This window comes from Pseudomonas kitaguniensis (assembly GCF_049199985.1).
Lineage (GTDB): Bacteria > Pseudomonadota > Gammaproteobacteria > Pseudomonadales > Pseudomonadaceae > Aquipseudomonas > Aquipseudomonas kitaguniensis.
Genome location: NZ_JBLZPT010000032.1, coordinates 1 through 11,824, shown reverse-complemented (window position 1 = coordinate 11,824; position 11,824 = coordinate 1). Strand labels below are relative to the sequence as shown.

At 60.6% G+C, this 11,824-nt stretch carries 13 protein-coding genes; 8 read left to right on the top strand and 5 right to left on the bottom strand.

Annotated elements, in window-relative coordinates; genetic code table 11:
• Positions 1-221: 221 nt before the first annotated feature.
• The 3 genes from ACOZK9_RS25140 (at position 222) to ACOZK9_RS25130 (ending at position 2,728) form a co-directional block, all read left to right on the top strand.
• Positions 222-1,178 carry a type III secretion effector protein gene (locus ACOZK9_RS25140; protein WP_172979531.1) on the top strand — a complete coding sequence of 319 codons (957 nt, stop codon included), beginning with the start codon at positions 222-224 and terminating at the stop codon, positions 1,176-1,178.
• 138 nt (positions 1,179-1,316) lie between these two features.
• A complete protein-coding gene (locus ACOZK9_RS25135; protein ID WP_241678235.1) occupies positions 1,317-1,631 on the top strand; it encodes a type III secretion protein in 315 nt (104 codons plus the stop codon).
• A gap of 548 nt (positions 1,632-2,179) precedes the next feature.
• Positions 2,180-2,728, top strand: a complete 549-nt coding sequence (locus ACOZK9_RS25130; protein WP_122251346.1) for a type III secretion effector protein — start codon at positions 2,180-2,182, stop codon at positions 2,726-2,728.
• Positions 2,729-2,754: 26 nt separating this feature from the next.
• On the opposite strand, the gene ACOZK9_RS25125 is transcribed toward ACOZK9_RS25130, so the two are convergent.
• Positions 2,755-3,906 (bottom strand): MFS transporter, encoded by a 1,152-nt coding sequence (locus ACOZK9_RS25125; RefSeq protein WP_152751013.1) that lies wholly within the window; start codon positions 3,904-3,906, stop codon positions 2,755-2,757.
• A 174-nt stretch (positions 3,907-4,080) separates the two neighbouring features.
• Positions 4,081-5,316: a cytosine deaminase gene (gene codA / locus ACOZK9_RS25120; RefSeq protein WP_058414150.1), complete on the bottom strand. Its 1,236-nt coding sequence runs from the start codon at positions 5,314-5,316 to the stop codon at positions 4,081-4,083.
• Here codA and ACOZK9_RS25115 point away from each other — a divergent pair.
• On the top strand, positions 5,315-5,473 hold the full coding sequence (locus tag ACOZK9_RS25115) for a hypothetical protein (protein ID WP_161936712.1): 159 nt from the start codon (positions 5,315-5,317) through the stop codon (positions 5,471-5,473). The genes codA and ACOZK9_RS25115 overlap by 2 nt on opposite strands.
• A gap of 28 nt (positions 5,474-5,501) precedes the next feature.
• Here ACOZK9_RS25115 and codB read toward each other — a convergent pair whose 3' ends face one another.
• From codB to ACOZK9_RS25100, 3 genes are all read right to left on the bottom strand, one after another.
• Positions 5,502-6,770 (bottom strand): cytosine permease, encoded by a 1,269-nt coding sequence (gene codB, locus ACOZK9_RS25110; protein WP_421556821.1) that lies wholly within the window; start codon positions 6,768-6,770, stop codon positions 5,502-5,504.
• Positions 6,771-7,353: 583 nt separating this feature from the next.
• Entirely contained in the window at positions 7,354-7,710 is a 357-nt protein-coding gene (gene queD / locus ACOZK9_RS25105; RefSeq protein WP_058414152.1) for a 6-carboxytetrahydropterin synthase QueD, read from the bottom strand.
• Positions 7,711-7,786: 76 nt separating this feature from the next.
• Positions 7,787-8,866, bottom strand: a complete 1,080-nt coding sequence (locus ACOZK9_RS25100) for a hypothetical protein (protein ID WP_058414985.1) — start codon at positions 8,864-8,866, stop codon at positions 7,787-7,789.
• Between the two features lie 160 nt (positions 8,867-9,026).
• On the opposite strand from ACOZK9_RS25100, the gene ACOZK9_RS25095 reads away from it, so the two are divergent.
• Genes ACOZK9_RS25095 through ACOZK9_RS25080 form a run of 4 tightly spaced genes read left to right on the top strand, consistent with a single transcriptional unit; the run spans position 9,027 to position 11,627 of the window.
• Positions 9,027-9,329, top strand: a complete 303-nt coding sequence (locus ACOZK9_RS25095; protein WP_058414988.1) for a PepSY domain-containing protein — start codon at positions 9,027-9,029, stop codon at positions 9,327-9,329.
• Positions 9,329-9,643, top strand: a complete 315-nt coding sequence (locus tag ACOZK9_RS25090; RefSeq protein WP_058414984.1) for a PepSY domain-containing protein — start codon at positions 9,329-9,331, stop codon at positions 9,641-9,643. Before ACOZK9_RS25095 ends, ACOZK9_RS25090 begins: the two co-directional genes overlap by 1 nt.
• On the top strand, positions 9,643-10,311 hold the full coding sequence (locus ACOZK9_RS25085; RefSeq protein ID WP_058414983.1) for a response regulator transcription factor: 669 nt from the start codon (positions 9,643-9,645) through the stop codon (positions 10,309-10,311). The genes ACOZK9_RS25090 and ACOZK9_RS25085 overlap by 1 nt, the downstream gene beginning before the upstream one ends.
• Entirely contained in the window at positions 10,308-11,627 is a 1,320-nt protein-coding gene (locus ACOZK9_RS25080) for a sensor histidine kinase (RefSeq protein WP_152751712.1), read from the top strand. Before ACOZK9_RS25085 ends, ACOZK9_RS25080 begins: the two co-directional genes overlap by 4 nt.
• Positions 11,628-11,824 lie beyond the last annotated feature (197 nt).

Sequence of the window (11,824 nt, the reverse complement as noted above, 5' to 3'; positions counted from 1 at the left end):
CGCCATGCCTGAAAATGTTGGGCTGACCGGGCTTTTATAAGAAAAATCGCAGCGCCAGGTTCGGGGTTTTTTGTGGGCTTCCTACATACGTTCATGCCTGTTTGATGCCTGATCAGGAACCTATTCCGACGGCTGTGCCACACAAGGGGAAACCTGATTGACTTCGACTTTATGCTGGAGCGACAGGTTGACCATCAAGTACCCTTGCACTGGAGACACCTATGTCGGTATCGGCTCTCGATACACCTGTATCCGCCCCACCCACCCCTGATGCTACGCCAATAAACACCAAAGCCAACGCCAAGGCCAGTCATACGGCGCATGCCGCGCCGTCCTACACCAGCCAGAGTACCGTGAACGTTAATTTCCACTCGGCACATACTCATTCCAGGCCCGTGTTCGGCGACCACCAGCATCAGGCGCATCACCATGGCGCGCATAAACCCCCGTCTGCATTGCCGAACCTGGCGTTGCATCAAGGGTTTTTACAGCAACTCAAGGACTTGTTGGGGCAATGGTTCGGCGGGCACCCGCCACCGCATCACCCAGGTTCGAGTGGCCCGCCGGCAAGGCCCAACCCCAGTAAACCAGGCTCGGCGTTGCCTGGCCGGCCTGACCTGGAGTACGCGACGAAGAATAATGAAGAGTTGGCGAAGCAGTTGCTCCAGAACTTCAACGCCTTCAGAGACCCCAAGAACCCGCGCTATGTCAGCGTTGACAGTATTCACGCGATGGCCAGTAAAAGGCCGTCCGGTGATGCCGTGATGAATCAGAACATTCGCCTGGCGAAAGAGCTGTTGCGGCGCCCTGACCTGGTTGATGCCATCGACCGGGACCCCACGACAGGTGCGCTGGATGGCCTGATCGACAAGCAAAAACTGAGCATTATTCTTGAGGGCGATAACGCCTTCAAATACACCAGTGACAAGCAACTGGCCGACGAAATGCTTGAGCATTTCGACGCATTAAAAGGGCAGTTTGGCCGCGAACTTAGATTCAAAAGCCTGCAAAGGCTCGCAGCCCAACCGCTGACGGGTGACGCCGACAAGGATCATCTGACTCATCTGTCCCGCGAGGTCCTCACTCGCAGCGACCTGCTTGACCAGATGGACGATCTCGCGAGTCGCAAAGATGACGGTCGCATCAGCCTGGAAGCGCTTTACAGGCTTTCTCGCTGAATGATGCTCAGGTGCTGCGGCCGGTTCGCGGCACCTGATTGTTTTGTGTCAGGAACTGTTTAAGCCGATTGAACCACTACGTCATACGCGACGGTTGGCTGAGGCCGGTCGCTTTCAGACTCCGAGTGAGGCTAATAAATGAATTCAACCTCGTTTCAATCCAACCCCGGCGGTCCCGAACGTTTCAACGTTGCTCGTGAAGCCGACGCTTCGGCGCGAGGCGACGCAGCCTTGCACAATTCCCCGGCTGCGTCGGATGCGCATGCTGCTGAAGCCCGACGAATGAAAGCATTTGCCGGCCAGCGCAGATTCCAGGCACCGGTCGCCGATGATTTTGCCCGCGGCATGCTTGCCCAAAGGCCTGCTGGCAACGTCGACACAACGTCGTTGCGTCACCCCAACGGCGTGTGGGCAGCGCTGATGAGTGGCTTGACCGCCTTGCGTCGTGGCTAAAGGCTGTTTCTAAGCTGCGCCTCGGTTTTTTTTACATGCTGTCATTGGTCTTCAGCGGTTACCCGGAACTATTGCGTCCCGCTAACCACACATCGGTGGCTTGCCGCTCTGGAATCGACCGACGATTTGGGGTGCCTCGGTGGCTTTCAGGCAAACGCAGATCTGAAAAAGTGGGAGATGACGCATGAAAATTGAGGGTGCAATACCGCGTGGGCAGCCAATGATCATAAGCGCGCCAGAGGTTCGCCGGGCCTCAGCGCCGCCGGTTTTTCAGCCGCCCTGCGTTGAGCAATTTGCCCCGCGGGAAGTGCCGCCGCGCGCGTCCGCTGCAATGCGCGCAACCTTGTCGTCGCTGCGCTACCAGACCTTACAGAACGCGCCGGTTGCTCGCGCGAACACAACCCCGCCAGGACCGAACTCTACCGATAGCCAATTGGCGAGCGAGCTGGAGAAAAACTTTGGCGAGCTACACGCGTTTATCAAGGAGGGCCGCGTGACGCAATCGTCTTTGCGGCAAATCGCAGCGCAAGCGCTGCGGGGGGAATAATGTGCGCGACCGTATGATTTTGGTGGTCAGGGAAATTCTCAGTCGCCCGTTGCTGAACGACGCGATCATCGACGCCGACGGCTATATTACCCGCGACAGCCTGAATATTGCGGCCTTGGCTTTGCGGGGCAACAGCTCCCCCGCAGCCTTCAGTCAGGATCCTTTTCATGGTCAGGGCAACGCCGAGGTGGTGCAGGCACTGCAAGGCTATTTCAAGCAATTGAGGGATAAACCCAAGGACCGCACAGTTTTTTTTGAAGCGCTTGAATACGTCGACATCGCACTGCTCAAAGCCGTGATGAATGACCCCGATGACATTGACTCTTCAGGGGGGCCGGTGCTGGAGCCCACCACTGGGCTGCCCAGGAAGAAGTACAGCGAACACTGCGTTTACACCGCAAGAAACATCATCGAGCGCCCGGGTTTATTGCGCTCCCTGGAGCGTGCCAACACCCTGCGTTTATTTGGTCGCCCCAAGCACGGCGGGTGGCTGTGCAACCGAAGCCTGGCGCGCTGGCTGGAGCAGCACGCGGCGCACAAGGCCAGGTAACGTCCCGGCCTTGTACGGCAGTGGTGCTACACCTTGAGAATTTTGCCGCTGATGGCCACACCGGCCAACATGACCGCGACCAGCACAAAGGCGATGCTCAAACTGCTGCCATGCGCGATGAAGCCGATGACCGCAGGGCCGGCGAGAATACCGGCATAACCCAAGGTGGTGATGGCCGGCACCGCGATATGTTCCGGCATGACCGTTTGCTTGCCGACGGCGCTGTACAGCACCGGCACGATATTTGAGCAACCCGCGCCCACCAAGGCGTAGCCCAGCAGCGCAGTTTCCCAGGCTGGCACCAGCGTTGCGAGCAACATGCCGGCGGTGGCCAGCGTGCCGCCGATCACGATCACGCGGGTGGCGCCAAGGCGGCGGACAATCGTGTCACCGGTCAGGCGCCCGGCGGTCATGGTCAAGGCAAACGCGGCGTAGCCAAGGCCGGCGTAAGCCTCGTCCAGACCGCGCTCGGCGCTGAGGAACACCGCGCTCCAATCCAGCACGGCACCTTCCGCCAAAAATACAATGAAACACAGGCAGCCGATAAACAGGACCACACCGTGCGGAACGGCAAACGCGGGGCCTGAGCTTTCACTGCCGTAGGGCAGCAGGTGAGGGCCAGCTTTGAGCAGCGCCACCACCATGATCACGATGACTACCAGCGTCGCCTGCAACGGCGACAGGCCCAGCCCCAGCAACCCGGCAACCCCGGCCGCGCCGACAATACCGCCCAGGCTGAATAAACCATGGAAGCCCGACATCATGGTTTTGCCACTGGCGCGCTCCACAATCACCGCTTGCAGGTTGACGGTTGAATCCACGGTGCCCAAGCCCGCGCCAAACAGAAACAGCCCGGCGATCAGCAATGGAATCGAACTGACCGTGGCGAGCATCGGCAGCGCCAGGCAAATCATGATCGTGCCGGCCGTCAATACACGACGGCAGCCGTAGCGGGATGCCAGTGCGCCTGCCACCGGCATCGCAATGATCGAACCCACGCCCAGGCACAGCAGCAACAGGCCCAGCGTGCCCTCATTGAGTTGCGCACGCGCTTTGGCGTAAGGCACCAGCGGCGCCCAGGCGGCGATGCCGAAGCCTGCGATAAAAAACGCGATACGCGTCGACATTTGTTCCAGCCGCCCGGGAACCACGGGCGCTGGAGTGGGGATGGCAGTCATGAAAAATCCTTGGTTTTGCGTTCTAAGAACGATGTCCGGGGCGACATCCTTGCATATCAGGCCGTGCCGAGCGAGTGGGGTTGCCCAGGGTTGATGCGCCCAGCGCAGGTCACACGCCTTATTTTTATGCGCGTGCAACCGCTGGACGGCGATTCGCTGGTTTAACCCAACGGCCTACACAAACTCCACTTGCGCCGGTTGCCGCTTCATCAGCACCTCGCCATGGCGGATCGAGTACAGCGCCGAGCCCTGGCTGCGGATCACTTCGTAGTCGCTGTTTGCCGACAGGATCAACAGGTTGGCGGGGCGACCGGGCTCCAGGCCGTAACGGTCACCCAGCGCCATGGCCTTGGCGCTGTTGTCGGTGACCAGGTCCAGGGCGTTTTGCAGGTTGCGGTAGCCGAGCATATGGCAGATGTGCAAACCGGCCTCCAGCACCCGCAGGATGTTGCCGTTGCCCAACGGGTACCACGGGTCAACGATCGAGTCCTGGCCGAAGCACACGTTCATGCCGGCTTCGAGCAGTTCGTTGACGCGGGTCACACCTCGGCGTTTCGGGAAGTTGTCGAAGCGGCCTTGCAAGTGGATGCTTTCGGTGGGGCAGGAGACGAAGCTGATGCCCGAGTGCCCCAGCAGTCGAAACAGCTTGGCGCAATAGGCATTGTCGTAAGAGCCCATGGCCGTGGTGTGGCTGGCGGTAACGCGTGCGCCCATGTCGCGGCTGCGCGCTTCTTCGGCGAGCACTTCGAGAAAGCGCGAGTGCGGGTCATCGGTTTCGTCGCAGTGCACGTCCACCAGGCAACCGCTGCGCTCGGCCAGGTCCATGAGGAACTTCACCGAACTCACGCCTTGGTCGCGCGTGTATTCAAAGTGCGGGATACCGCCGACCACGTCGGCGCCCAGGCGAATGGCTTCTTCCATCAACTCACGGCCATTGCGGTAGGACTCGATGCCCTCTTGCGGGAACGCAACGATTTGCAGATCGATCAGGTGCGTACTTTCCTCACGCACTTCGAGCATGGCTTTTAATGCCGTCAGGTCGGGGTCGGTGACGTCGACGTGGGTGCGCACATGCTGGATGCCATGCGCGGCCAAGGCCTGGATGGTTTTTTTGGCTCGCGTTTTGGTGTCTTGCTGGGTGATGGTGGCTTTGCGCTCGCCCCAGCACTCGATGCCTTCGAACAGCGTGCCGCTCATGTTCCAGCGCGGTTCGCCAGCGGTCAGCGTGGCGTCGAGGTGAATATGCGGCTCGACGAAGGGCGGTATCACCAGGTTGCCGGCGGCGTCCAGGTCGTCTGGCGTCAACGTGCGCGCGGCCGTGTGTGGCGTAATGCTGGCTATCCGGCCGTGTTCCAGGTGCAAATCATGCAGGCCTTCACGGTTGCGCAGGCGGGCGTTGATGATATGCATGGGCAAGTTCCTCTTGGCTAAAAACAATCAGGCAGTCAGTCGCCAGATGATCAGGGCTGTTGCGGTGCAGGGCCAGGCTCTGGGCGGCGGCCACAAGGTTAGCATTCTGGTGAAACCGGCCTTTCAGATTCTGCATCGAGTTCGCGCGATGGCTTGAACTCGCCTGGTTCGTCGCTCAATACCCTTCACGCCGAGGCGTCAGCCAGCGGTGAGCGCACGCGCAATACCGAGGTCAGCGCGATGTAGCTCAGCGCTGCGGCAACAATCCCCACCAGGGGCGCCACCCACGGCGAGTGGAATGCCAACACCGTACCCACCGCATAGGCACTCAGCCCGGGCCAATTGAAGGCAGGCAGGCGTGTATCGGCAAGGCGCGGATATTGGCCGCGATAGCGGTAGAAGAAGTCCGCCATGATGACCCCGCCAATCGGCGGGATCACCGTGCCCAGCAGAATCAGGTAAGGCACAAGCATGTCGTACATGCCGAGCAGCGCCAACCCCGTGCCGATGAGCGCACCGGCGAGGGTTACGGTTTTGCGGCGCCGGGTGCGCAGCAAATTGCAACCCGCGACGGCGAAGTTGTAAATGGTGTTGTCCTGAGTGCTCCAGATATTCAGCAGCAGCATGGCCATCGCCGCCATGGCGAAGCCCTGCAGCAGCAACACCTCAACCACATCCGGCTGTTGATAGACGATGGCGCCATAGGCGCCGATCATTACCATCAAACCGTTGCCGATAAAAAAACCGATCAAGCTGGCGAGGACTGCGACCTTGGCCGAGCGCGAAAACCGCGTCCAGTTGGTGGCTTGGGTCGCGCCGCTGACAAAGGTGCCGAATACCAGGGTGATAGCGGTGGATAAGTCCAACTCGCCGGTAGGGACCACGGCCAGCAGGCCATCCAGAACGCCGAATTTTACCGTGGCGACCCACATCGACAGAAACAGCAGAATACCCATCGCCGGCACCGCTATATAAGAGAGTATTTCGAGCCCGCGATAGCCGACGTAGGCCGTGGCGCAGAACACCATGCCGAACAGCACCATCAAGCCGAGCACGCTGCTTTGGCTCAACTCGAAATACTTGCCCAGCACCACGGCTGCGGTGGCGGTGCCCCAGGCGTACCAGCCGATTTGGGTGAAACCGAGGATCAGGTCGCTGAGTTTGCTGCCGACTTCGCCGAAGCAGAAACGCCCCATCAACACCGAGTTCAAGCCGCTTTTGAAGGCGATGTAACCCAAGCCTGCGGCGTACAGGCCCAGCAACAGGTTACCCAAGGCCACGACGCCCAGCATCTCGGTGAAACTGAAGGCCACCCCCAGCTTGCCGCCGGCAAACATGGTCGCGGTGAAAAACGTAAACCCCAACAGCACCATGGCGGTGGACGCCAGGCCCTTGCGCGCATGCATCGGCACCTCGCTGAGGGGGTAATCGTTGCCCGGTTCTTGCTGCGTCATGTGCCTTGCTCCCTGAATGACTGACGCAGGCCTGTTGCACCGCGCGTGCCACATCAGTCGCACGGCGCAATGTGCAGCGTACGGATGGCCAAACAGGGGAGATTCGCAGTGATGGGTGTGCTGTGTGCCCGGTCGGGCACGAAAGCGGTGCAGCGGTGAGACACATTGGATCAGTCTGTGGGAGGCGCCACTGCATGTTTGGTGTAGCGCTGTCGCGCAGCAAACGGGCTTGGGGTGTTCTTCAGGTTGGGTATATATCCGGTATTTGGGTGATGGCTTGTATCGGTTTCGCTGTTACAGCGAGTCACTTTTGAAAGGGCCGGGAGCTTAACGGGGCGCTTCTCAGATCAAAAGCAACAGCACGGCGGCCTGAAAGCCGACCTGAGTGGTTGAAGCAGATCAAGGGCGCTTTTTGTGGGAGCGGGCTTGCTCGCGATTGCGGTGAGTCAGATAAGTATTTTTCAACTGACAGATCAGAATCGCGAGCAAGCCCGCTCTCACATTTTTGACCGCGTTCGGTTTGGCAGAGTGGGTCGGCTTTCAGGGCGCCGGTTTAGCCCCGTTGTTATCGGAGCGAGGTGGGCTATTCGCCGCGATAGATGCAGCCGCTGGTGCAGGTCTCATGGATGCGAATCGCGCTGAGTTCCGGCAGCAGCGGTTTCAGCTCATTCCAGATCCACTTGGCCAGCACTTCGCTGGTCGGGTTTTCCAGGCCAGGAATGTCATTCAGGTAGTTGTGGTCGAGGCGTTCATAGAGCGGCTTGAAAATCGCCTTGATCTCCGAGAAGTCGCGAATCCAGCCGGTATGCGGGTCCACGTCGCCGCTCAGGTGAATCGCCACCTTGAACGAATGCCCATGCAGGCGCCCGCACTTATGGCCTTCCGGCACGTGGGGCAGGCGGTGGGCGGATTCGAAGGTAAACTCTTTGAAGATTTCCACAGTGTTTTCAGCTCGGTCAGGTGTCTGGCAGTCGGCAAGTTTAACAGCTTGATCCGTCACCGCGCATACCGCTGGGTTAAAGCGCTTGCAAGCGCTCGCCCAACGCGCCGTTATCGGCCAGTTGCAGGAATTCATCGCCCAGCCGCTGGCTCTCGCTCATCGCGGTTTGCCAGTACTTGTTGCGGCTCACATCGTCACCCAGGAAGCGCTTGAAGTCGCTGCGGTCCGGCAATTTGCCATGCGGCAGGCGCGCGAGGTAGTCCCTCGACGGTGCGAGCAATAACACATCCTGCAAGCCCTGTGGATGGCTGCGGCGCCACGGCAAGCCCTTGTCGAACCAGCCGGGGATAACCCGGTCAGTGAAGTGCGGGTACAGCACAATGTCGTCGCCGTGGTAGGGCAGGTCGAGGTGATAGTCCAGCAGGCCGCCGTCGCGGTAGGTGCCTTGGCCGGCGCCGGGCAGGTCGCGCACACCTTGCATCACCAACGGGATCGAGCCGGACGCCAACAGCGCCTGGCGCAGGTTACCGAGCTCCAGGTTCAGAAAGCGCGACGGGAAATCCGTCAGCGGATGCACCGGCGGCGCTTGGCGTGGGTCGTGGATGATCAGCCGTTCAAAGTGCCGCGACAGGCGTGCGCGGCCGCGCAGGTTATCGGCGATCACTGACGACAAGCCCAAGCCGAGGCGCCCGCGATGGTCATCGGCGAGCAGGCCGTGGCTTTTGACCACCAGGATGTTCAAGCGATAGTCGGGGTTGTCCAACACCCGCGCATCGCGACCGGCCAACAGGTCATCGAGCATGCGCTGACAACTGCGGCTGACCTCAGCCATGCTCACGCCCTTGGCGAAACGCTGTTCGTTGTACAGGCGGCCGAGGTCGAGCAGGCCTTGCACCGGGTCGGGCAAGCAGGCACTGGCGAACCGCCAGGAGCCGATGGAAGCGCCGATCAGCGCGCGTTCGCGTGGCGCGCGCGGCAGCCAGTCGCCGAACAGCGCGAGGTCCAGACCCTGGATGCCCAGCGCCTTGGGGCCACCGGCCGCGCCGGGCAAGGTACCGACATCCGCAGGCGCCAGGCCCTGTTCGCGAATACGTGCAAAGGCGCGTTTGCCGGCCTTGAGGGTCAGGGCGGGAAACTTGATGTGAATGGCTGTCATACCGGTCTCTTTTGAAGCGAGCGGGGCATTATAGGAAAACTCGCACACGCATAGGTAAAGATGGCTCTATGAAATTGCCATGGTGGCAATTCAGTTTCAGTTAAGTTGCAGCGAGTACGGTGGCCTGCGTAGGAAAAACATCCTGAAACGGAGACTTACCATGAAGCGCCTCACAGCGCTGGTCGCCGCCTGTATCATCGCGTCCACGGCGGCACTGGCCCAAGCAGTGGACCCCGACACACCACTGAAATTGCCTGGCACTGTTACAATTGTCGCCTTCGATCAGCTGGAAGCTACAGCCCTGGCGCTGCATCCAGGTTCAACCCTGCTCGACACCGACTTGGACGAGGCCTATGGCAAGTACGTCTATCAAGTCGAACTCGAAGACGCGCATGGCATCGAGTGGGACGTCGAATTGGACGCGCTGTCCGGGCACGTTCTCAAGAATCATCAGGATACGTAATGAAGGTATTTCGACGCGCCGGCGGTTTGATGGTGCTGGCGCTCCTGGCTTTTTGCTCAAGCCTGGCCGCCCGCGACCTTAATCAGGATGAAGCTTTGGCGCTACGCCAGCAGGGGCTGATCCTGCCGCTGGAGGAATTGTTGCAGCAAGCCATGGCGCGGCATCCTGGCTCGCGGTTGCTGGAAGCCGAGCTTGAAAAAAAACACGGCCACTACGCTTATGAAGTAGAGCTGGTGACCCCTGCAGGCGTGGTGCGCGAGATCAAGCTGGATGCAACCACCGGTGCGTTGCTCAAAGATAAGGAAGATGACTGATGCGCCTGCTCTTGGTGGAAGACAACGTTCCGCTGGCCGATGAAGTGCTGGCTGGCCTGCAGCGTCAAGGCTATGCCGTCGACTGGCTGGCCGATGGGCGTGATGCCGTGTATCAGGGCCGCAGCGAACCCTATGACCTGATCATCCTTGACCTTGGCCTGCCCGGTTTGCCCGGGCTTGAGGTGCTGGCGCAATGGCGCGCCGCGGGCCTGGCTACGCCGGTGCTGGTACTCACGGCGCGCGACTCGTGGGCCGAGCGTATCGAAGGGCTCAAGGCCGGTGCGGATGACTACCTGAGCAAACCGTTCCACCCCGAAGAACTGCACCTGCGCATCCAGGCCCTGTTGCGCCGCTCCCACGGCCACGCCAACCAGCCCACCCTGCAAGCCGCCGGCCTGCACCTGGATGAAGGGCGCCAGTGCGTGTTGCGCGATGGCGACGAGATTCAGTTGACCGCCGCCGAATTCCGCCTGCTGCGCTATTTCATGTTGCACCCGGAGCAAATCCTTTCGAAAAGCCACTTGGCCGAGCATCTGTATGACGGCGAGACCGAGCGCGACTCCAATGTGCTGGAAGTTCACGTCAACCACCTGCGCCGCAAGTTGGGCCGCAGTGTGATTGAAACCCGGCGCGGCCAGGGTTACCGGTTTGGCGCCAGCCCTGCATGAGGTCCATTCAGCGGCGCTTGAGCCTCGGTTTGATCAGCGTGATGGTGATCGTCGGCGTGGTGTTGGCGCAAACCAGTCTGTGGTTGTTCGAGGCCGGTTTGCAGCGCTACCTGGAAGCCGGGTTGCGCAACGACAGCGAGAACCTGCTGGTGGCGCTGGTGCGCGGGCCGAACGGCGTGCAGCTGGACGAACATCGTTTGTCGCCGGCCTACCAGCGGCCGTTTTCGGGGCACTATTTTCGTATCGACTTTAGCGACACGCATTGGCGCTCCCGTTCGTTATGGGACCAGGAACTGCCGCGCTTGCCCGAGGCCGGGCTAAAGGGCAACTTGCAGTTGGGGCCGGAAGGCCAGCAACTGCTGGTCCTTCGTTCGGACTACAAGCGCTTCGGCCAATTGATTTCCATCAGCGTGGCTCAGGACTACACGCCGGTGCGGGAAAGCTTTCGCCTGATGCGCCAGATTGGTCTGGTGCTGGGCCTTGCGGCGTTGCTGCTGGTGCTGATTTTGCAGCGGGTCACCGTGCGCCGCGCCTTGCGCCCACTCGAAACCGCGCGCGAGCAGATCGCCCAACTGCAACAGGGCCAGCGCTCGCAACTCGACACCCAAGTGCCGCTGGAGCTGGAACCGCTGGTGGCGCAGATCAACCATCTGTTGGCCCACACCGAAGACAGCCTCAAGCGTTCGCGCAACGCGTTGGGCAACTTGGGCCACGCCTTGAAAACGCCATTGGCCGTGCTGTTGAGCGTGGCCTCCAACGAACAGTTGAAGGCCCATCCGGAATTGGCCAGGTTGTTGCGTGAACAGCTTGATCACGTGCAGCAGCGGTTGAATCGCGAACTCAACCGTGCGCGCCTTGCGGGTGAAACGCTGCCGGGTGCGTTGTTTGACTGTGAAAAAGAACTGCCGGGCTTGTTGGCCACGCTGAGCATGATCCACGGTGAACACCTGGACTTGAGTTACCACGTCACGCCTGGGTTGCAATTGCCTTGGGATCGCGAGGACCTGCTGGAGTTGCTGGGTAATCTGCTGGACAACGCCTGCAAATGGGCGGACGCCGAGATACGCTTGAGCATTCGTGACACGGCGCACAGCTACGTGTTGGTGGTCGAAGATGATGGGCCGGGGATTCCGCACATCCAGCGCGACCAAGTGTTCAGCCGTGGCACGCGTTTGGATGAACAGATTGACGGCCATGGCTTGGGGCTCGGGATCGTGCGCGACATCGTCGAGGTGTGGGGTGGGGTGTTGCAGTTGCAGGAGAGTGAGCTGGGTGGCTTGAAGGTGTTGGTCGAACTGCCCAAACGGCAGGCCTGACTGGGCTTTTCTGTGGGAGCGGGCTTGCTCGCGATGGTATCAACCCGGTGCACCTGATGGTCCGAGGTGCCTGCATCGCGAGCAAGCCCGCTTGTATGGTTAGACTTGTAGGGGTGGTGGGACTAAAAGCCAGCATCTGACTCTAGCCAGTACAGACCGTGGGAGACTTCGCCCCACCCCTTCACCCAAAACGCCGA